Annotated in this window: 16 protein-coding genes, 2 tRNA genes, 1 other RNA gene and 1 pseudogene; 17 read left to right on the forward strand and 3 right to left on the reverse strand. The window is 66.1% G+C overall.

Translation table 11 applies throughout. From position 1 onward, the window contains the following. The first annotated feature begins 66 nt into the window (after window positions 1-66). From IHE49_RS18575 to purF, 5 genes and pseudogenes are all read left to right on the forward strand, one after another. A complete protein-coding gene (locus IHE49_RS18575; protein ID WP_255523406.1) occupies window positions 67-198 on the forward strand; it encodes a hypothetical protein in 132 nt (43 codons plus the stop codon). A 79-nt stretch (window positions 199-277) separates the two neighbouring features. Continuing rightward, window positions 278-1,561, forward strand: a pseudogene (gene folC, locus IHE49_RS03805) (bifunctional tetrahydrofolate synthase/dihydrofolate synthase); the annotation flags it as partial. Window positions 1,562-1,636: 75 nt separating this feature from the next. Then, window positions 1,637-2,791: an SPOR domain-containing protein gene (locus IHE49_RS03810; RefSeq protein ID WP_192155026.1), complete on the forward strand. Its 1,155-nt coding sequence runs from the start codon at window positions 1,637-1,639 to the stop codon at window positions 2,789-2,791. Between the two features lie 24 nt (window positions 2,792-2,815). Next, a complete protein-coding gene (locus IHE49_RS03815) occupies window positions 2,816-3,520 on the forward strand; it encodes a CvpA family protein (protein WP_192155027.1) in 705 nt (234 codons plus the stop codon). Between the two features lie 12 nt (window positions 3,521-3,532). Continuing rightward, window positions 3,533-5,008 (forward strand): amidophosphoribosyltransferase, encoded by a 1,476-nt coding sequence (purF, locus tag IHE49_RS03820; protein ID WP_192155028.1) that lies wholly within the window; start codon window positions 3,533-3,535, stop codon window positions 5,006-5,008. 4 nt (window positions 5,009-5,012) lie between these two features. On the opposite strand, the gene IHE49_RS03825 is transcribed toward purF, so the two are convergent. Beyond that, window positions 5,013-5,390, reverse strand: a complete 378-nt coding sequence (locus IHE49_RS03825; RefSeq protein ID WP_192155029.1) for a VOC family protein — start codon at window positions 5,388-5,390, stop codon at window positions 5,013-5,015. 95 nt (window positions 5,391-5,485) lie between these two features. Between IHE49_RS03825 and IHE49_RS03830 the strand changes: the two genes are divergently transcribed. Beyond that, complete coding sequence (locus IHE49_RS03830; protein WP_192155030.1) at window positions 5,486-6,304, forward strand: ferritin-like domain-containing protein; 819 nt, start codon at window positions 5,486-5,488, stop codon at window positions 6,302-6,304. 161 nt (window positions 6,305-6,465) lie between these two features. Beyond that, window positions 6,466-7,026, forward strand: coding sequence for a hypothetical protein (locus IHE49_RS03835; RefSeq protein ID WP_192155031.1), 561 nt, complete (start codon window positions 6,466-6,468; stop codon window positions 7,024-7,026). Between the two features lie 114 nt (window positions 7,027-7,140). Here IHE49_RS03835 and IHE49_RS03840 read toward each other — a convergent pair. Next, window positions 7,141-7,217 (reverse strand) — tRNA-Pro (locus IHE49_RS03840). Between the two features lie 134 nt (window positions 7,218-7,351). Here IHE49_RS03840 and hisS point away from each other — a divergent pair. The 5 genes from hisS (at window position 7,352) to IHE49_RS03865 (ending at window position 14,994) form a co-directional block, all read left to right on the forward strand. After that, on the forward strand, window positions 7,352-8,725 hold the full coding sequence (hisS, locus tag IHE49_RS03845; protein ID WP_192155032.1) for a histidine--tRNA ligase: 1,374 nt from the start codon (window positions 7,352-7,354) through the stop codon (window positions 8,723-8,725). 150 nt (window positions 8,726-8,875) lie between these two features. Beyond that, the gene (locus IHE49_RS03850; RefSeq protein ID WP_192155033.1) at window positions 8,876-10,777 is read left to right on the forward strand and encodes an aromatic amino acid ammonia-lyase; all 1,902 of its coding nucleotides are present in this window, start codon (window positions 8,876-8,878) and stop codon (window positions 10,775-10,777) included. A 15-nt stretch (window positions 10,778-10,792) separates the two neighbouring features. Further along, a complete protein-coding gene (locus tag IHE49_RS03855) occupies window positions 10,793-11,191 on the forward strand; it encodes a DUF6165 family protein (protein ID WP_192155035.1) in 399 nt (132 codons plus the stop codon). 687 nt (window positions 11,192-11,878) lie between these two features. Further along, the gene (locus IHE49_RS03860; RefSeq protein ID WP_255523407.1) at window positions 11,879-14,200 is read left to right on the forward strand and encodes a GH92 family glycosyl hydrolase; all 2,322 of its coding nucleotides are present in this window, start codon (window positions 11,879-11,881) and stop codon (window positions 14,198-14,200) included. A 50-nt stretch (window positions 14,201-14,250) separates the two neighbouring features. Continuing rightward, entirely contained in the window at window positions 14,251-14,994 is a 744-nt protein-coding gene (locus IHE49_RS03865; RefSeq protein ID WP_192155039.1) for a DUF1080 domain-containing protein, read from the forward strand. Between the two features lie 15 nt (window positions 14,995-15,009). Here IHE49_RS03865 and IHE49_RS03870 read toward each other — a convergent pair whose 3' ends face one another. Continuing rightward, window positions 15,010-16,053 carry a glycosyltransferase family 9 protein gene (locus IHE49_RS03870; RefSeq protein WP_192155041.1) on the reverse strand — a complete coding sequence of 348 codons (1,044 nt, stop codon included), beginning with the start codon at window positions 16,051-16,053 and terminating at the stop codon, window positions 15,010-15,012. A gap of 39 nt (window positions 16,054-16,092) precedes the next feature. Here IHE49_RS03870 and IHE49_RS03875 point away from each other — a divergent pair, with 39 nt between their 5' ends. From IHE49_RS03875 to dnaX, 5 genes are all read left to right on the forward strand, one after another. Then, window positions 16,093-16,818, forward strand: coding sequence for a 3-deoxy-D-manno-octulosonic acid kinase (locus tag IHE49_RS03875; protein ID WP_192155042.1), 726 nt, complete (start codon window positions 16,093-16,095; stop codon window positions 16,816-16,818). Continuing rightward, a complete protein-coding gene (locus IHE49_RS03880; protein ID WP_192155044.1) occupies window positions 16,815-17,573 on the forward strand; it encodes an MBL fold metallo-hydrolase in 759 nt (252 codons plus the stop codon). The genes IHE49_RS03875 and IHE49_RS03880 overlap by 4 nt, the downstream gene beginning before the upstream one ends. A gap of 90 nt (window positions 17,574-17,663) precedes the next feature. Next, window positions 17,664-17,756 (forward strand) — tRNA-Ser (locus tag IHE49_RS03885). Between the two features lie 49 nt (window positions 17,757-17,805). After that, window positions 17,806-17,902, forward strand: an RNA gene (gene ffs / locus IHE49_RS03890) — signal recognition particle sRNA small type. A 252-nt stretch (window positions 17,903-18,154) separates the two neighbouring features. After that, window positions 18,155-19,816, forward strand: coding sequence for a DNA polymerase III subunit gamma/tau (gene dnaX, locus IHE49_RS03895; protein ID WP_192155046.1), 1,662 nt, complete (start codon window positions 18,155-18,157; stop codon window positions 19,814-19,816). Window positions 19,817-19,826 lie beyond the last annotated feature (10 nt).

Raw genomic sequence — 19,826 nt, forward strand, 5'->3', positions numbered from 1 at the left:
CTGCCGCGAAGCGGGCCATTGGCGGAGCATCTCCTTCACCACCAACGCGGATCGAAGGAGATCCCAATGAATACGTTCGCCGCAGCTCGCCATGCCATGAACCGCCACGCGCCAGTGATGCTGGCGCTGCTTTCCAGCTTGTCCATTGCTTTCGGTTTCCTCTGGTCGCTGCATGCGGCCATCCACACGCTCGCCTGAGCAGCACATGCGCGCGGGCTATGCGCAGGCTTCGGACAGGTTCTAAGCTGCGCGCTTTTCCGAAGCACGTGAAGCCCCGCGCATGTCCCGCACCCTTGCCGAATGGCTGGCATACCAGGAACGCGTCCACCCGCGCAGCATCGAACTGGGCCTGGAACGCGTGCGCGGCGTCTGGCAACGGATGGGCGCGACTGCGCCGGCGCAGCGCGTAGTCATCGTGGGCGGTACCAACGGCAAGGGCTCCACGGTGGCGTTGCTGGAGGCGATGGCGCATGCCGCAGGCTTGCGCACCGGCGCGTTCACCTCGCCGCACCTGCTGGCGTACAACGAGCGTGTGCGCATCGATGGCCATGATGTGGACGATGCCGCGCTGGTCGCGAGCTTCGAGCGTATTGAAACCGCGCGCGGAGACATTCCTCTCACGTATTTCGAATACGGCACGCTGGCGGCGCTGGATCTCTTCGCCCGCGCGAAGCTCGATCTGGCGATCCTCGAAGTCGGCCTTGGCGGCCGGCTGGACGCGGTGAACATCGTCGACGCCGACGTGGCTGTGGTCACCACGGTGGACCTCGACCACATGGACTGGCTGGGTCCGGATCGCGACAGCATCGGCCGCGAGAAAGCCGGCATCGCACGCGCTGGCCGGCCAGTGATCGTGGGCGAACTCGAGCCGCCGCAAGGCCTGCTCGATGCACTGGCATCCTGCGGCGCGAACGTCGAACGCGCAGGTGCGGACTTCACTGCGGAGCGGCTGGCGGCTGGCTGGCGCTGGCGGCATCGCGACGGCACCGCGATGGAATTGCCGTTGCCTGCGCTTGCGGCACCGGTGCAGATCGCCAATGCGGCGGCGGCCATTGCCGCGTTGCATGCACTGTGGGCGGTGGGCGACTTGCTGGCGGCGGAGGACGCCTATGCCGCGGTCTGCCGAGGCCTGCGGGATGCGCGGGTGGCCGCACGCTTGCAAGTGTTGGGCGGTGATCCGCCGCTGGTCGTGGACGTGGGCCACAACCCACAGGCCGCGCGTGCGCTGGCCGCATGGCTGGATGCGCAGCCGCCAGCACGCACCCATGCGGTGTACGGCGCATTGGCGGACAAGGACGTGGCCGGCGTGATCGCCGCGCTCGGGACGCGCATCGCCACCTGGCATCTCGCCGGGCTGGATGGCGTGACCTCGCGTGGACTGGCGGCGGATGCACTGGCGGACATCCTGCGGCAGATCTTGCCCGGGTCGGATTTCGACCGGCACGCCGACGTGGCGGGCGCCTTGGCCGCGGCGCGCGCCATGGCGAAGCCGGGCGAACGCATCCTCGTGTTTGGTTCGTTCTTCGTTGCCGCAGCGGCGATGGCTGAACGCGGCGGGTGAAGGCGGGCGGTGCGCGGGGCAGGGCAGGTATAATCGCCGGATCGCAGGCCGCGCCGGCCGCCTCGGAGCGAACTCTTGAAAACACGTCTGCTGGGGGCCTTCGTACTGGTAGCCCTGCTTGTCATCTTCGTGCCGATGTTTTTCTCCAGCAATCCGTCGTCGGCCCCGGCCGGCGACCAGTCGGTGAGCCTGACGATTCCGCCCGTGCAGGACAGCAACCTGCAGACGCGCACCATGAGTCTCGCGCCAGGGGCGCCGGCGGCTTCCGGCACGGCGGCTCCGGTGGCCAACGCAGCCAGCGCAGCCACGACGGCGCAGGCATCGGCAAGCAGCAGCCAGCTTGCCTCGGTGGACATTCCCTCGAATCGCCCCACCGACGTGGGCACCGATGCCGCCGCCCCGAAGGCGCAGCCGAACGGGCCGACGATGGGCTCCGGCGCTTCGCCGTCGCAGCCGGTGATTCCACTGCAGGGCGGTTCCTCGGGCGTATCGAAGGGCGCGGTCGCGGCGGGTGCTGCGATGACGGGGGCGGCCGTGGTGGCCGCCGCGACGCATGATTCGTCGCCGACCAAGAGCCCGGTCGCTGCGCCGGTTGCGGCCACGCCGGCAGCCACGCCGCCGGCGCCGTCTGCAGCGGCGGACCGTTCGATTTACGTGCTCAACCTCAGTGCCTATGCCAATGCGGACAGCGTGGATCGCCTGGTGCGCCGCGTGCGCGGCTTCGGTTACCCCGTGCTCACCCGCATCATCACGCAGGCGGGCAAACAGCTCACCCTGGTGACCGCCGGCCCGTTCGATTCGCGTACCAGTGCCGAGGCGGCGCGCCTGAAGATCACCCAGGCGATCCCCAGCGTGCCGGCGAAGCTGGTGGAGGGCCTGGGCCACGCCGACTCCAATATCGCGTCGGCGCCGGTGGCGACGACGATGGCCGCCAATGCGCCGCGCACCGCGGCGGTCGCCGCAAGCCCGACAACTGCCGCTGCCGCGCCGCGCACCGGCGGCTATGCCGTGCAACTGGCTGCGATGGGCAGCCAGGCCGACGCCAATGCACTGCGCGACAAGCTGCGTGCCGCTGGTTTCGACGGTTACGTGGATACCGTCAGCGTGAACGGCAAGCAGCTGTGGCGCGTGCGCGCCGGACCGCAGACGCAGCGCGCCGATGCCGAGCGCGTGCGCGACCAGATCCAGGCGAAGCTGAGCGTTGGCGGCAACGTGGTTCGCGTTCCATGAACCGCGGACTAGCCTGAGTTGCCCATGAACTGGATCGACTTCACCATCCTTGGCGTGCTGGGCGTGTCGGTGCTGATCGGCCTGTTCCGCGGCCTCGTCTCCGAGGTGCTGGCGTTGGCGATCTGGATCGCCGCGTTCTGGGTGGCGTGGCTGTTCGGGCCGATGGTGTCCGCGCACCTTGGGATGATCACCATGCCCATGTTGCGGGAGGCAGCCGGCTACGCGTTGTGCTTCGTGCTGGTGCTGGTGCTGGGGGCGTTCCTGCGCTTCTTCGTGCAGCGTTTGCTGGTGAGCACGGGCCTGTCGGGCACCGATCGCCTGCTCGGCATGGTTTTCGGATTCGTGCGCGGTGCGCTGATCGTGTGCGTACTGGTATTCCTGTGCCAGCTCACCGGCTTCACCCGCGAGCCGATGTGGCGGCAGTCGATGCTGCTGCCGCCGTTCCAGAGCGCCACCATCTGGCTGGGCCAGCAGGTACCGCCCAGTGTGCGCCAACACCTCAATGCAACGGCGGCGACAAATTCGTTGCGCGACCATCTGAATCCCGCATCGGTGTCGAGTACCTTGCGTGGACAGTTGAATTCGCCTGCGTGGTCGAACGCCTTGCGCGGCCACCTGGATCCTTCGGCCTTGCCCGAGGCATTGCGCAGCCAGCTGCCAGCCACCATATCCACGCCAGGTGCGGCGCCCGCGCCGGCCGCCACCGTTTCTCCTTCGAATCACCCTTAGCAGGTCTCCATCATGTGCGGAATCATCGGCATCGTCGGTACCACCGAAGTGGCATCGGCGCTTTACGACGGCCTCACGGTGCTGCAGCACCGCGGCCAGGACGCCGCCGGCATCGCCACCGTGGACGGCGCGCGCCTGCGCCTGCACAAGGGCAACGGCCTGGTACGCGATGTGTTCAACCAGGCATCGATGGCCCGCCTGCGCGGACGCATCGGCATCGGCCATTGCCGTTATCCCACCGCGGGTTCGGAGGGCGCCGAGGAGGCGCAGCCGTTCTACGTCAACTCGCCCTACGGCATCGCCTTCGCGCACAACGGCAACCTGGTGAACACCGAGGCGCTGCGCAAGGAGATGTTCGAAGGCGACCGCCGCCACATCAACACCGACTCGGATTCCGAAGTGCTGCTCAATGTGCTAGCGCACGAGCTGCAGATCCAGGAGCGGATGGCGCTGACCCCCGACCACATCTTCAAGGCCGTGGCCGGCGTGCATGCGCGTGCGCGCGGCGGTTATGCCTGCATTGCGCTAGTGCTTGGCTACGGTCTGCTGGCGTTCCGCGACCCCAACGGCATCCGCCCGCTGGTGCTGGGCGAGCGCATTACGGCGGAAGGCCGCGAATATGCAGTGGCGTCCGAGTCGGTGGCGCTGGACGTGCTGGGCTTCAAGCGCCTGCGCGACGTGGCGCCCGGCGAGGCGGTGTTCATCACCGACGACGGCCAACTGCATTCGCGCCACTGCGCCGAGAGCGCGACACATGCGCCATGCATCTTCGAATATGTGTACCTCGCGCGTCCCGACTCGATGATCGAGAACGTGTCGGTGTACAAGGCGCGTCTGCGCATGGGCCAGAAGCTGGCCGAGAAGATCCTGCGCGAGCGCCCCGACCACGGCATCGACGCGGTGATCCCGATTCCCGACACCGCGCGCACCGCCGCCAGCGCGCTGGCCGAGGCGCTGGGAGTGCCGTTCCGCGAGGGTTTCGTCAAGAACCGCTACGTGGGCCGCACCTTCATCATGCCGGGGCAGGGCGACCGCGTGAAATCCGTGCGCCGCAAGCTCAATCCGGTGGAACTGGAGTTCCGCAAGAAGAATGTGCTGCTGGTGGACGACTCCATCGTGCGCGGCACCACGTCGAAACAGATCATCCAGATGGCGCGCGACGCCGGCGCGAAGAACGTGTTCTTCGCCTCCGCCGCGCCGCCGGTGCGCTACCCCAATGTGTACGGGATCGACATGCCTTCGGCCACCGAGCTGGTTGCGGCCGGCAAGACCGAAACCGAAGTTCAGCAGATGCTGGGCGCCGACTGGCTGATCTACCAGGATCTCAAGGACCTGGTGTGGGCGGTGCAGGATGGCAACGAATCGCTGAAGCATTTCGACTCATCCTGCTTCAACGGCGAATACATCACCGGCCTCGATCGCCACTATCTCGAGCAGATCGAGATGTTGCGCTCGGACGACGCCAAGGCTGCGCGCCGCAGCGCGTGACTGCTCAGCGCGTGTTGTGGCCGATGTGCCACAACACGCCGGTGGGGTCGATGAGGTGGAAGTCGCGCATGCCCCATGGGCGATCACCGGGTGCGTTCATGCGTACGCCGTGCGTGGCGTATCTGCCCACGATGTCCTGCTCGGTCAGTCGTTGGTGCCAGGCGTCCACATCGTCCACCAGCAAATGCATCATGAAATTGTCGGCGTGCATCTGCCGGTAGAAATGCTGCAGCAGGAAGCTGCACCCGCCGAGCGCGAAGTAGGCGACGCCTTCGAACTCCGATTTTTCCGTGAAGCCGAGATCGGCGTAGAAGCGCCGCGACAGCTCATAGTCGCGTGCGGGAACAAAGGTCTTGATTTCGATCGCGCCGAGCCCGGTCATGGTCCATTCCTTGCGAGGATCCGCGGCTGACTATGCATGCCGCGCATGACGGCGGCAATTCGGCCTGGCACCCAGTGGTCGCTACACTGCGCGCCATGAACGATCTGCACCAAGCCGCCAAGCGTTGCCTTGACGCCAGCGATCCGGCCGAGAAATTGCGCCTCACCCATGAAACCTGGCAAGCCCTGCAGATCGGCGATTTGCGGCCCGGCGATCCGGCATCCGCGGCAGCCCCCATCGGCGCCCCCGGTCGCCCCGCCAAGCCGCAATTGGTCAGCGCTCGTCAGGTGCCGCAGCGCGGCCTTGGCAGTGCCGAAGGCCGCGCCGCCCTGGTGCATGCGGTGGCACACATCGAGTTCAACGCGATCAATCTCGCCTGGGACGCCGTCTATCGTTTCCGCGGCATGCCTGATGCCTACTACCGCGACTGGGCCAGTTGCGCTCACGACGAAGCCCGCCACTTCGCGTTGCTTTCTACGCGGCTGGCGGAGTTGGGCCATGCCTACGGCGACTTCGATGCGCACAACGGCCTGTGGGAAATGGCCGAGAAAACCGCGCACTCCGACACCGCACGCATGGCCCTGGTGCCGCGCGTGCTGGAGGCGCGCGGACTGGACGTGACGCCCGGCATGATCGAACGCCTGCGCCATGCAGGCGACGAACGCACCATTGCCGTATTGGAAGTGATCCTGCGCGAAGAGGTGGCCCATGTCGCCGCCGGCACGCGTTGGTACCGCTGGTGCTGCGAACGGGACGGCATCGATCCTTTCGACACCTTTTTCGACTTGCTGCGCGACTATCTCGGCGTCAGCTTGCGCGGTCCGTTCAACCGTCCGGCGCGATTGGAAGCCGGTTTTGTCGAGGCCGAGTTGGATCGGTTGACGACGCTCGCCACCGCGGATCGGAACCCCTGATTCGCGGACACTGAATGCTCACGTTGCTGAACGCCAGCGTCGCGCGGGTTTGACAGAGCCATCCCTGCTCACGAGGATGGGGACGCGCTGCATCGACGGCGCTCTCTTCGCGACGGCCTTGGCTACTTCGTCGTCAGCATCCTTCGGCGCTTCGGCGTGATGTGATTCCCCTGCTGACAGGTTTGCCGTCGCGCTCCCATTCCCCCCGAGGAGGAGACGACATGAAACAGGCCACGCATTTCATTTTCCCGGCCATGCTGCTGGTTTTCGGTAGCGCATCCGCTCAGCAGAGGGCTCCCGCGCCGCAAGCCCCGCAACCACAGCAGCAATCACAGCCTGCACAGCAGGAGCAGCCTTCGCAGCAGGCACCCTTGCAGGTTTCGGCGGCGCAGATGGCAAGTTGCGGTGGCGTTGCGAACAAGGCAATCACGGCTATGGACAAGGGCGACTTCGATGGAGCGACGCAGGCGTTCGCTCCGCAGCAGAAACCTTCAACAGACAAGCTGCAGCAGGCTTGGGGGTCGCTGACCAAGCAGTACGGCAATCCCAAGTCGATCGGCAACGCGGACAAGGGCCAGTTGATGCAAGGCGACGTCATCGTGCTTGTCCCGATGAAGTTCGACAAAGGACAGGTGGGAGCAGAAGCCGCCTGCAGCCCTGGCGGCCAATTGGTGATGCTGCGTTTCGGGCAAATGCCGGACGCGACAGGTTCGAAATCCTGACGTCGATCCCTTGTGCAGGCCGCACGGTTTGCGCAAGGGATGCCGGAAACAAGAAAGCCGCCTTGGAGGGCGGCTTTTCCGTTCTCGAGACCGAGGGACTCGGGAGTTCGAACTTGGTCGGGGAGACAGGATTTGAACCTGCGACTTCTACGTCCCGAACGTAGCGCTCTACCAGGCTGAGCTACACCCCGTGGGAGCCGCGTATCTTAATGACGGCGGCAGGCCTTGGCAACAGGTCTTCGCCGGCTGCGGAGGCCGGGGGGCCATCTGTTAATCTTGGCGGCTATCGCCGTGCGGCGATTCCATCCCCGTCACAGAGGTTTCCATGGCGCTTACCCCGGCCCGCACCATGCCTGGCGTGCTCGAGCTGCTGCCGCTCGACCAGATCGCGTTCCAGCGCATGCTCGACACCATCCGCCGCAACTACGAGCGCTTCGGCTTCCTGCCGGTGGAAACGCCGGCGATCGAATACGCCGACGTGCTGCTGACCAAGACCGGCGGCGAGACCGAGCGGCAGGTGTATTTCGTGCAGTCGACCGGCGCGCTGGAGCAGGGCGAGAAGCCCGATCTCGCGCTGCGCTTCGACCTCACCGTGCCGCTGGCGCGCTACGTGGCCGAGCACGAGCGCGATCTGAACTTCCCGTTCCGCCGCTACCAGATGCAGCGCGTGTACCGCGGCGAGCGCGCCCAGCGCGGCCGCTTCCGCGAGTTCTACCAGTGCGACATCGACGTGATCGGCAAGGACAGCCTGTCGATCCGTTACGACGCCGAGTTGCCGGCAGTGATCTACAGCGTGTTCCGCGAGCTCGCCATCGGCCCGTTCACCATCCAGCTCAACAACCGTAAGCTGATGCGCGGTTATTTCGAGAGCCTGGGTGTGGCCGATGCGGAGCAGCAGATGCTGGTGCTGCGCGAGGTGGACAAGCTGGACAAGCGCGGGGCCGATTACGTGCGCGACACGCTCACCGGCGAAGGCTTCGGCCTGGCGGCCGCGGCGGTGGAGAAAATCCTGGCCTTCGTGCAGGTGCGTTCCACATCGCTGCAGGATGCCTTCGACAAGCTCGACGCGCTGGGTGCCGGTCCGGAAGCGCTGGAACAGGGGCGCGCCGAGCTGAAGGAAGTGCTCGGCCTGATCCATGCGCTCGGCGTGCCGGAAACGCATTACGCGCTGAACCTGTCGATCGCGCGCGGCCTCGACTACTACACGGGCATCGTCTACGAGACCACGCTCAACGAGCATCCGCAGATCGGTTCGATCTGCTCCGGTGGCCGTTACGAAAATCTTGCCGCCCAGTACACCAAGTCACACCTGCCGGGCGTGGGCATCTCCATCGGCCTCAGCCGCCTGTATTGGCAATTGCGCGAGGCCGGCCTCGTCGGCACGGCGCAGAGCACGGTGGACGTGCTGGTCACGCAGATGGACGAGGCGCAGCTGCCAGCTTATCTCGCGCTGGCCGGCGAGCTGCGTGCCGCCGGCATCGCCACCGAGGCGGTGCTGGAAGCAGGCAAGCTGGGCAAGCAATTCAAATACGCCGACCGCGCCGGCATCCGCTTCGCCGTGGTGCTGGGCGAGGACGAGCTCGCCAAGGGCGTGGTCACCGTGAAGGACCTGCGCCGAGGCGACCAGTTCGAGGTTGCGCGTGCCGAGCTGGTCAAGACGTTGCGGGTGGAGCTGGAGCAGGCGGCGGCAATGGGCTGAAGCGGCTCTTTGCTTGTCATCCCAGCAAAAGCTGGGAACCAGTGCCTGCAGACCGTTTCGCATTGCAGGAAATGCACTGGATTCCTGCTTTCGCAGAAACGGCGAGCAAAGTCGGAATTTCCTTGGCCGTACGGATATTTTGGAGCATTTGTGAGCAAAACCATTCTTCTCGACGGCAGCAGTCTTACGCGGGCGCAGCTGGTGGCAGTGGCTCGTGATGGCGCCAAGGTGGCGCTGGATGCGAAGCAGTTGGAGCGAGTGCAGCACGCAGCGGATTTCCTTGCCGACAAGGTCAACTGCGGTGAGCCGACCTACGGCGTCACCACCGGCTTCGGCAGCAATGCCGACAAGTTGCTGGGTGCGCATCGCATACGCGACGAGCTGCCCGACAGCCGCACGCATACGCCGGAAGGCACGCTGCTGGAAGAGCTGCAGCACAACCTCATCACCACCCATGCCGTATGCGTGGGCAAGCCGTTCGGCGCCGACGTGGTGCGCGCGATGCTGGCCATCCGCATCAACACCCTGATGCGCGGACATTCGGGCATCCGCGTGTGCACGCTGGAAGCGTTGGCTGCCATGCTCAATGCCGGCGTGGTGCCGGTGGTGCCGGAGAAGGGTTCGGTGGGCGCAAGCGGCGACCTCGCGCCGCTCTCGCATCTGGCCATCGTGCTGCTCGGCGGTGGCGAAGCGTTCTACGAAGGCGAGCGTCTGTCAGGTAGCGAGGCGCTGAAGCGCGCGGGGCTGCAGCCCGTGCGCCTGTCGTTCAAGGAAGGCCTCGCGCTCAACAACGGCACCGCGCAGATGCTGGCTACCGGCACGCTGGCGCTGCACGACCTGGAACGCCTGCTCGACGCCGCCGACCTCGCCGCTGCGATGACGCTGGACGCCTTCGCCGGCCGTAGCGGTGCGCTGCGCCCCGAAGTGCACGAGCTGCGTCCGCACCCGGGGCAGGTTGCGGTGGCCGCGCATGTGCGCGAGCTGCTGCAAGGCTCGACCCTGCTCGACATTCCCTATCATCTCGTGCCGCGCTTCAAGCCGTGGACGACCGAGGCGTGGAGCGAGCCGGACGACCAGGCGCTCAGCTTCGACATCGGCTGGGACTGGGTGCCGGCCAACCAGCGCCACGGCCGCGAGGCGTTCTATGCGCGCTTCCTGCCGTTCAAGGGCGGCAAGAAGCACCAACCGCAGGACGCGTACTGCCTGCGTTGCATGCCGCAAGTGCACGGTGCGGTACGTGACGCGTGGGCACAGGCCTGCCGCGTGTTCGACATCGAATTGAATGCGGTTACCGACAATCCGCTGATCTTCCCCGATGCCGAAGGCGCGCGTTTCATCGAGGAGCAGGTGATCTCCGCCGGCCACTTCCACGGCATGCCGCTGGCGCTGGCGATGAGCTACGTGAAGGCGGCGATTCCGGTGCTGGCTTCGATTTCCGAGCGCCGCCTCAACAAGCTGGTCGACCCGGCCACCAACGACGGCCTGCCGGCCTTCCTCAGCGGCAACGAGGACGGCACCGACTCCGGGTTCATGATCGTGCAGTACACCGCCGCGGCGCTGGTCAACGACCTCGCCACCCGCGCGCATCCGGCCAGCGTGTATTCGGTGCCGACCAGTGCGAACGCCGAGGACCACGTCTCGATGGGCGCCAACGAGGCACGCCACGTGCTGGAGATGATCGAAGACCTCGGTCACGTGATCGCGCTGGAGCTGTACACCGCCGCGCAGGCGCTGGATTACCGCCAGGAAATGCTCAACGCGGCACGCCGCCTCGCGCAGCGCGGCGGCTGGCAGGCACTGGCGGCCAAGGTGTCCAATGCACCGCGCGAAGGCCAGCCGCATCACGAACAGTTCGTCGCCGAGGCGCGCCAGCTGGCCGAGGCGTTGGCCGGAAGCAGCGATTTCCACGCTGGCACCGACGTGCAGCGTGCCCACGCCACTTTGCGCAAGAACATAGCCTTCCTGCACCGCGACCGCGCGCTGGACGGCGATGTGCGCAGCATCTGCGAACTCGTGCGGCAGGGTGCTTTCCACCCCGCACATGCGGCCTGACCTTAGGAGTTATCCATGAGCCTGATCCAGACCCCGGTGTCCTACGGCGAGCTGATCGACAAGATCACCATCCTCGAAATCAAGTCGCAACGCATCGGCGATCCCGCCAAGCTGGCCAATGTGCGCACCGAGCTCGACCTGCTCAACGCCACCTGGGCCGCGCACCCCGCCTCGAAAGCCGACATCCGTGACGAACGCGCGCGCCTGCTCGCGGTGAACGAAGCGCTGTGGGTGATCGAGGACGATATCCGCCTCAAGGAAAAGGCGCAGGCTTTCGATGCCGAGTTCATCGAGCTGGCGCGCTCGGTGTATTTCAGGAACGACGAGCGCGCTGCAGTGAAGCGCGAGATCAACGTGAAGCTCGGCTCGCAGCTGGTCGAGGAAAAGTCCTATCAGGACTATCGCGCCGTCTGATGACGGAAGCCCTCTCTCCGGGAGAGGGTGTCAATAGGCGGGTGCAAGTGGAGCGTGGCGCAGAGGTTTTGCCCCACCTTTACCCCAATCCCTCTCTGGGGGGATTGGGGCATTCAAACCGGATCTTGGCGAGTGCAGCAGCCTCGCATCGCTGGACGCGTCATCGACACCGATCAAATCCATCACACCCGTCTTCTCGATTTTGATACTCCCACCCAGCTCGCCATGGCTTGCCGAGGCGGCTGTGCGCGGGTTCGTGATGCTTGTCCATGCTCAAGCGACGTGGTTCGCGCTCCCTCTCGCCGGACCAATGGCGAATCGATAGCCTTGATGTTTTTTTGGCCAGTTTCCGCACGATTCTTGGAGATCTGGCCATACGGTTGATGCTGTTTGCGCGCCCTGCGACTGCGGTTGGTAGTGACGTGCCCGGCATCCATGACCCCGTGCTTCCGTTTGCCTGCATAGCTGCGATGTTGCTGTGCAACTCGATTCATGGTGCGGCTTGGGCTAGATTCCTGTTCTCGATTTAGATCGATCCAAAATCACAATCACTCAGAGGGATACCTGTCCATGCCCGTGTGCAAACGGAATCCGAGTGGTACCAGGCACAAGTTCTTCTCCCTCGCATGCCTGTTCGTGTCGGGTGGTCTGCTTTCTTTGGCGGCGGCATGCGCGACGGCGGCAGATATGCAGCCGGCCGATGCAGTCAACCCATTGATCGGCAGCAGCAACGGCGGCAATACCTATCCTGGCGCCGTCATGCCGTTCGGCATGTTGCAGTGGAGCCCGGAGAACACGCGCGGACATCACGTACGCACGGCCTCGCCCAGCGGCTACCAGTTCGATGCGCAGCGTATCCGAGGCTTCAGCCTCACCCATTTGTCGGGTGCGGGTTGTGCGGGGGCGAGCGGCGACATTCCCGTGCTGCCGGTCACCGAGCCGCTCACTGCCTCGCCTTCGATGGACACCGACGACTCGCGGTATGCCGTCGATTTCCGCCATGCCGACGAGCGGGCGACACCGGGCGACTACCGGCTGGCACTGGCCAACGGCGTGCAACTGGAACTGGCGGCGGCGATGCACAGCGGCATGGCCAGTTTCGCCTTTCCCATGGGCAAGCCGGCGAACCTGTTGTTCCGCACCTCGGATTCGGAAGTGGGCAGCAGTGCGGCCGAAGCGCGGATCGATCCGGCACAGCGGACAGTCAGCGGTTCGGTCACCAGCGGCAACTTCTGCGGCTACCTGGCCAAGGCCGACCAGCGCAGCTATTACACGCTTTATTTCGTGGCGCGCTTCGACCAGCCGTTCACCGCTACCGGTGCCTGGCGGGATGCGGTGGTGCGCGGTGGTGCGAACACCGAACAGGGCGGCACCGGCTATGACGCCAAGGGTTTCCCGGCCGCAGGCAAGGGTTCGGGCGTGTGGGTGTCGTTCGATCCAGCCAAGGGGCCGGTCGGGATGCGCGTGGGCATTTCCTACGTGAGCCTGGCGAATGCGCGCGCCAATCTCGATGCCGAGATTCCACAAGGTGCCACGCTGGCGCAGGTGCGGGGGCGCGCACGCGATGCCTGGAACAGGGCGCTGGCCAGCATCCAGGTGCATGGGGACAGCGCCGACCAGCGCACGGTGTTCTACACGGCGCTTTACCACAGCTTGTTGCATCCCAACGTGTTCAGCGACGTCGACGGCGAATACCGCGGCTTCGACCAGAAGATCCATCGCGTGCAGGGCAACCAGCAGGCGCAGTACGCCAACTTCTCCGGCTGGGACGTGTATCGCTCGCAACTGCAACTGGTGACCTGGCTGATGCCGAAAGTCGGCAGCGACATCGCGCAATCCCTCTACAACCAGGCGCAACAGAACCACGGCGAATGGGATCGCTGGACGCACAACAGCGGCGGCACCCACGTGATGAGCGGGGATCCCGCGGTGCCCGCATTGGCGGACATCTACGCCTTCGGCGGGCGCGACTTCGATCTGCATGGTGCCTACGCTTCGCTGGTCCGCGCCGCCACCGTGCCGACCGCGCACGACGGATCGGACGACGGTTGCAACGTGGAATGCGTGGGCCAGCGGCCCTCGCTGGACCAGTGGCTGAAGCTGCACTACATCGCCACCCAGTCGCACGCATGGGGCGGCGCCGCCGAGACGCTGGAGGATGCGACGGCGGACTTCGCGCTGTCCGAACTCGCCGCCGACGTGGGCGACAAGGAAGGGGAGCGACGCTTCCGTGCGCGCGCCGGCTACTGGCGCAACCTGTTCAACCCCAAGGCCGCGCCCGATGGCGGCTACATCCAGAACCGCAATGCCGATGGCAGCTGGCCCGCCTTCACGCCATCCACCGATGACGGCTTCGTCGAAGGCAGCGCGGCGGTGTATGTGTGGATGGTGCCGTTCGACCTGCACGACCTGTTCGATGCGATGGGCGGCGCCGACAAGGCCGTGGCGCGGCTGGACCGCTTCTTCCGCGACGCCGACGGGCACTGGGCTTTCACCAACGCCGGGCCGCTGCATGCGGAACTCAACAACGAGCCGTCGGTGGAGACGCCCTGGCTCTACGATTTCGCCGGCCAGCCATACAAGACCCAGGAGACTGTGCGCGCGGTGGTGAACACGCTGTGGAAGAACACGCCCGACGGCATCCCGGGCAACGATGATCTGGGCGAGATGTCCTCCTGGTACGTGTGGTCGGCGCTGGGGCTGTATCCCGAGATTCCCGGCAGCGCGGACCTGGTCATGGGCAGCCCGTTGTTCGACCGCGCCGTCGTCCATCGCAGCGGCGGCGACGTGGTGATCGATGCGCCCGGCGCTTCGGCCGACACCCCCTACGTGCACGCTCTGCAGGTCGACGGCAAGCCGTACACGCAGCCCTGGTTGCCGGCGACCTTCGCCACGCATGGCGGCCAGTTGCGCTTCTCGCTGCAGGCGACACCGGACAAGGCCTGGGGCACCGACCCGCGCGTCGCACCGCCTTCCTTCCCGCCCGCCGCCGGGCACGCCGGTTCCTGATCGACGCCGCACGACGACCACGCACGCAACCGACGCCAAGAGGCCACGACATGTCCGCGAGACAACGCATGCTGTTCATGGCGTGGGCCTGCCTGGCCTGCGGATTCGCCAATGCGCAGGCGCCCAATACACTTACTCCGCAGGAGAAGGCGCAAGGCTGGAAACTATTGTTCAACGGCCGCAACCTCGATGGCTGGCATTCCTACCTGCAGAAGACGCCGGGGAAGGACTGGTCGGTCCACGACGGCAGCATCGAACTGCAACGCGGAAGAACCGGTCGCGACGAGGATTTCGCCGACCTGGTCACCGATGGCGAATACGCCGATTTCGACCTGAAGCTGGAATGGCGGATGACGCCGTGTGCCGACAGCGGAGTCATGTTCTACGTGAACGAGTCGCCGAAATATGCGCAGACCTACGAGACCGGACCGGAGATGCAGATCGCCGACCTGGCCTGCACGCAGCCGGACAGCCGCGTGTTGAACGAGCGCTCGGGCGATCTGTTCGACCTGATCTCCTCGCCGGTGGAATGGGTCAACCAGGCGCCGCAGTGGAATCGCTTCGAGATCGTCGCCGACCACGGGCACCTGCAGTTCTTCCAGAACGGCCACAAGGTGCTCGACACCTGGCTGTGGACGGACGAGTGGAAGAGGCTGGTCGCCTCCACCAAGTTCAAGGCGTGGCCGGACTTCGGCACTTTCCACAAGGGACATGTTTCCCTGCAGGGCACCGAGGACAAGGGCACGACGCCGATCCGGCTGCAGTTCCGCGATATCAAGCTGCGCGAGTTGTAGAGGCTGCCTGCGGCTTCAGCCGATTCCGAGATGGGCGCTGGCGGCATCGAAGCGTTCGATCGCGTCGTCGATCTCGATCAGGTCCATCACGCCGGAGTGCTCGATCTTGGTGCCCCAGGCCAGTTCGCTGGCCGGCTTGCCGAGGTATTTGCGCGCGGCCTCGTCGTACTTGTCCACGCACCAGCGGCGATCGGAGTAGGGGCCGGAGCGGTTCGGATTGCTTGCTGCGTGCAGGCCCAGCACCTTGGTGCCGACGGCGTTGGCCATATGCATGGGGCCGGAGTCCGGCGTCAGCAGCAGCTGCGCGCGGGAAAGCAGCGCGAGCAATTTCTTCAACGTGTCCTTGCCAGTGAGGTCGAGTGGTGCATGCGTGCATGCGGCGAGCACCGCGTCTGCCATCGCGCGCTCGCTGGCCGAAGGTCCACCCACCAGCGCCACGCGCCAGCCACGGGCGGTGGCATGTTCCATCACCGCCGCATAACGCTCCGGCCGCCAGTTGCGCAGCGCGTGGCTGGAGCTGGGACTGACCAGCAGGGTGGGCATGTCGCCGGGCAGTTGTTCCGAGGCCCAGGCATGTGCTTCGTCGGGAATCGGAAGGTCCCAGCGCACCGTGGTCTGCTTCAGCCCCAGCGGTTCGCAGAAGCTGCCGATGGCGTCCAGTACGTGTTCGCCGTTGCGTGCGGGGATGCGTTCGTTGACGACGAGGCCGTGCAGGTCCTTGGCGCGCGCAGCGTCGTAACCGATGCGTCGATCCGCCTTGATGCCCAAGCTCAACAGGTTGGAACGCAAGGCCACCTGCATCTGCAATAAGGCATCGAAACGCTGGCCGCGCAGCGCCGCGCGCACTTCGCGCATGCCGGCCCAGCCCGCGGCCTTGTCGAAGGTGACGAAGTCCACGCCGGGCAGCTCGCCGACCAGCCTGCGCTCCAGCTTGCCCACGATCCATGTCAGCCGAGTCTGTGGCCACGCCGCCTGCAGCGTGCGTACCAGCGGCACGACATGGGTGACGTCGCCGATGGCCGAGGTACGCAGCAGGCAAAGCGAGGAGGGAGCGGACATGTAGAATCGCCGAGGGTTAACGAAGACGCGCCAGCACCGATGCAAGAGCAACTGCGCGAAGACGCCGAAGGCGCGATTCTGTTCGACGCCGCGGCATCGCCACAAGTCGACAACGACTGGTTCGAGCCGGAACGCTGGCGCGAGCGCGGCGCGTTGCGCTCGCAGGCGGGCGGGCGCGGCGGTGTGCAGATCATCGCCACGCCGGCCGGCGAATGCGTGCTGCGACATTACCGTCGCGGGGGCATGGTGGCAAAGCTGATGGGGGATCGCTACCTGTGGCGCGGCGCGGATGCCACGCGTTGCTTCGCCGAATTCCGTCTATTGGCCAGGATCGCGCGCTTGGGGTTGCCGGGACCGGCTCCCGTGGCTGCGCGCTATCGCCGGCACGGTTTGTTTTATCGCGCCGATCTCATCACCCGCCGCATCGCGGGGGCGCAGACCTTGGCCGAATGCCTTGCTTCCGGCAGCCTCGATGCGGAGTTGGCGCGCGAAGTCGGTGCGCTGGTGGCGCGCTTCCATCGCGCAGGCATCTGGCATGCGGATCTCAACGCGCATAACGTGCTGGTGACGCCTGCGGTGCTGCACCTGATCGACTTCGATCGTGGCCGGATGCGCGATCCGGCGCAAGATTGGAGACTTGCCAACCTTGCGCGGCTGCATCGCTCGCTGGTCAAACTCGGCGCAGCCGCGCAGGGCGAAGCGGCGTTTCGCGCGACCGTGTGGACACCCCTCACCGAAGCCTATGAGGCGACGTTCGGCGCATGAACTGGCATCTTCATTTTCTTGGCACGGGCGCCGCGCATGCGGTCGAGCTGGGCTCGTCGGCGGTCGTGCTGGAACGCGACGGCGAGCCACTGCTGCTGATCGACTGCGGGCCGGACACGCTCGATCGCTACCGCGCCGCCTACGGCAGTCTGCCTCGAGCGCTGTACATCACGCACACGCACATGGATCACATCGGGGGCATGGAGCGCCTGTTCACCCGCGTGTGGTTCGACGAGGCGCTGCGCGGCACCATCCGCGTGTTCTGCCACGCCGTCCTGGTGCCGTGGCTGCAGGCGCGCGTGGCCGATTACCCCGGCGTGCTCGCCGAAGGCGGCGTGAACTACTGGGAGGCATTCCGCCTCTTGCCGTGCACGCGCGGCTTCTGGCTGGACGGTCTGTGGTTCGACGTGTTCGCCACGCGCCACCACCGCCCCGACACCTCGTTCGGCCTGGCGCTTGCGGGCAGCTTTGCCTACACCGGGGATACGCGGCCGATCCCGGAAGTCCTGGAGCGATACGCGGGCAACGAGGAGTTGGTCGCGCACGACTGCAGCCTGCACGGAAACCCTTCGCACACCGGTATCGACGATATCGAACGCGAGTACGCCACCGCGTTGCGTGACCGCCTGCTGCTTTACCACTACGGCAGCGCGGCCGATGGCGTGGCGCTGTCGGCACGTGGCTACCGGGTCGCCGCGACAGGGCAGCGCATCGCCTTGCGGATGCCGACACCACCGCGTGCGGATGCCGGTTGAGCATCGCCGTCCCTTGTCAGTGGCCGTGGTGCCCGGTATCCTTCCGCGTCTTCACCTGCCGCTGTTCGGGTCGGTGGGAAGGTTGCGTGCGGAGAGGTGTCCGAGTGGTTGAAGGAGCACGCCTGGAAAGTGTGTATACGGCTTATCCCCGTATCGCGGGTTCGAATCCCGCCCTCTCCGCCAGTTTCTAGTCAGTCACGACCAAACCTCGTGCGACGTCTTATGGTGGCCCCGTCGGTCCCCCCGCGACGATAGTCCGCAAATCCCGCCAGGTCCGGAAGGAAGCAACGGTAGTGGATGATTCGGGTGCCGGGGTGTGGCTGGCGGGGCCGCCGCCCATCCGGAGCAGGCCTTGACCGCAGCCTGAGACCATCCGGCTGCCGGGGGCTGGCAAGACTCGCACGGCAGGTTCGCCCCTTCTCCCCGCCGGGAAGCACGCGGGGAAGCCTCATGGATCGCGCCGGCCTTGCCGGGTGAGGAAGGTGGGGATGACGGGCGGGGCTCGCATCAATCCGCGCATGTTTTACTGACTTGCCGCCCCCACCTTGGCACAATCGACGTTCGTTCCAAGGTGGCTGCGCATGTCCTATCAAGTTCTTGCCCGCAAATGGCGCCCGCGCAAGTTCGCTGAACTGGTGGGGCAGGAGCATGTGGTGCGCGCGCTCACCAATGCGCTGGACACCGGGCGCATGCACCACGCCTATCTGTTCACCGGCACGCGAGGCGTGGGTAAGACCACCATCGCGCGCATCTTCGCCAAGTCGCTGAATTGCGAGCGTGGCGAGTCGGCCGATCCCTGCGGCGAATGCGCGGTATGCGTGGCGGTGGACCAGGGCCGCTTCGTGGACCTGCTCGAAATCGATGCGGCCAGCAACACCGGCGTGGACGACGTGCGCGAAGTGATCGAGAACGCGCAGTACGCGCCTTCGCGCGGCCGCTTCAAGGTGTACCTGGTGGACGAGGTGCACATGCTCTCCAAGCCGGCCTTCAATGCGCTGTTGAAGACGCTGGAGGAGCCGCCGCCGCACGTGAAATTCCTGCTCGCCACCACCGATCCGCAAAAACTGCCGGTGACGGTGCTGTCGCGCTGCCTGAAGTTCAACCTGAAGCGCCTGCTGCCCGAACAGATCGCGGGCCAGATGCGGCACATCCTCGGCGCCGAGAACATCGCCTACGAAGACGCCGCGATCGAGGAACTGGCGCGAGGCGCCGACGGCTCGCTGCGCGACGGCCTCTCGTTGCTCGACCAGGCCATCGCCTATGGCGGCGGAGCGCTGCATGCCGACGACGTGCGCACCATGCTGGGCAGCGTGGCACGTGGCCAGGTGCTGGGCGTACTCGATGCGCTGGCCGACGGCGACGGTGCACGTTTGCTTGCCGAATGTGCGCAGATCGCCTCGTATTCGCCCGATTTCGGTGGTGTACTGGACGATCTTGCCGGCGTGTTGCACCGCCTGCAGTTGATCCAGCTGGTTCCCGGCTATCGGCTCGACGACGATTCCGACGGCGAGGCCTTGCATGTGCTGGCGGTGCGCATTGCGCCGGAAGACGTGCAGCTCTATTACCAGATTGCCATCGGCGGCCGTCGCGATCTCGCATTGGCGCCCGACGCGCGTACCGGTTTCGAGATGGCGTTGCTGCGCATGCTGGCGTTCCGCCCAGGTGGCGAAGCGGCACGCCCGGCCATGGAACGCGCGGCACCCGTTCCTCGAGCTGCGGCTGCGCCCGCGCATGGTGCAGCGCCGGCGGCGCCCCCGGCTTCGGCCTATCGTGCTGCGCCACCCGTCGCCGCGCCGGCACCCGCCGAGCGCGAGTCGGCCCCGGCCACGGCCGCACCGTTGCGCGATGCCGGTGGCTTGCCGCATTGGGAAAGCCTGATCGAGCAAGCCGGCCTGCGTGGCCCGTTCGGAGTGCTGGCGCAAAACGCCGTGTTGCGCGAACGCGAAGGCAACACCCTGGTGCTGGCCTTGCAGCCGGCGCACATGGGCATGGCGGTGGAACCGATGCTCAGCCAGATGGAGGAGCGCATCAGCCATGCGCTGGGAGAACGCATCAAACTGCGCTTCGTCGACATCGACAAGTCGGCGGCCTCCGCCACCCCTGCTGCGCGCGCCGCGCAATCGCGCGACGCGGCACAGGCGGCGGCGGAGCAATCCATCGCCGAGGATCCCTTCGTGCAGTCCATGAAACGCGACTTCGGCGCCCGCGTGGTGCCGCAGTCGGTGAAACCCTTTGGCAGTTGATGACGGAGTA

This window comes from Rhodanobacter sp. 7MK24, from assembly GCF_014842995.1.
GTDB lineage: Bacteria > Pseudomonadota > Gammaproteobacteria > Xanthomonadales > Rhodanobacteraceae > Rhodanobacter_A.

Excerpts from the sequence above, each read along its gene's own strand:
- IHE49_RS18575 (WP_255523406.1), top strand. The coding sequence starts at position 67 with ATGAATACGTTCGCCGCAGCTCGCCATGCCATGAACCGCCACGCGCCA.
- IHE49_RS03815 (WP_192155027.1), top strand. The coding sequence starts at position 2,816 with ATGAACTGGATCGACTTCACCATCCTTGGCGTGCTGGGCGTGTCGGTG.
- purF (WP_192155028.1), top strand. The coding sequence starts at position 3,533 with ATGTGCGGAATCATCGGCATCGTCGGTACCACCGAAGTGGCATCGGCG.
- IHE49_RS03825 (WP_192155029.1), bottom strand. The coding sequence starts at position 5,390 with ATGACCGGGCTCGGCGCGATCGAAATCAAGACCTTTGTTCCCGCACGC.
- IHE49_RS03830 (WP_192155030.1), top strand. The coding sequence starts at position 5,486 with ATGAACGATCTGCACCAAGCCGCCAAGCGTTGCCTTGACGCCAGCGAT.
- hisS (WP_192155032.1), top strand. The coding sequence starts at position 7,352 with ATGGCGCTTACCCCGGCCCGCACCATGCCTGGCGTGCTCGAGCTGCTG.
- IHE49_RS03855 (WP_192155035.1), top strand. The coding sequence starts at position 10,793 with ATGAGCCTGATCCAGACCCCGGTGTCCTACGGCGAGCTGATCGACAAG.
- IHE49_RS03860 (WP_255523407.1), top strand. The coding sequence starts at position 11,879 with ATGCAGCCGGCCGATGCAGTCAACCCATTGATCGGCAGCAGCAACGGC.
- IHE49_RS03865 (WP_192155039.1), top strand. The coding sequence starts at position 14,251 with ATGTCCGCGAGACAACGCATGCTGTTCATGGCGTGGGCCTGCCTGGCC.
- IHE49_RS03870 (WP_192155041.1), bottom strand. The coding sequence starts at position 16,053 with ATGTCCGCTCCCTCCTCGCTTTGCCTGCTGCGTACCTCGGCCATCGGC.
- IHE49_RS03875 (WP_192155042.1), top strand. The coding sequence starts at position 16,093 with ATGCAAGAGCAACTGCGCGAAGACGCCGAAGGCGCGATTCTGTTCGAC.
- IHE49_RS03880 (WP_192155044.1), top strand. The coding sequence starts at position 16,815 with ATGAACTGGCATCTTCATTTTCTTGGCACGGGCGCCGCGCATGCGGTC.
- dnaX (WP_192155046.1), top strand. The coding sequence starts at position 18,155 with ATGTCCTATCAAGTTCTTGCCCGCAAATGGCGCCCGCGCAAGTTCGCT.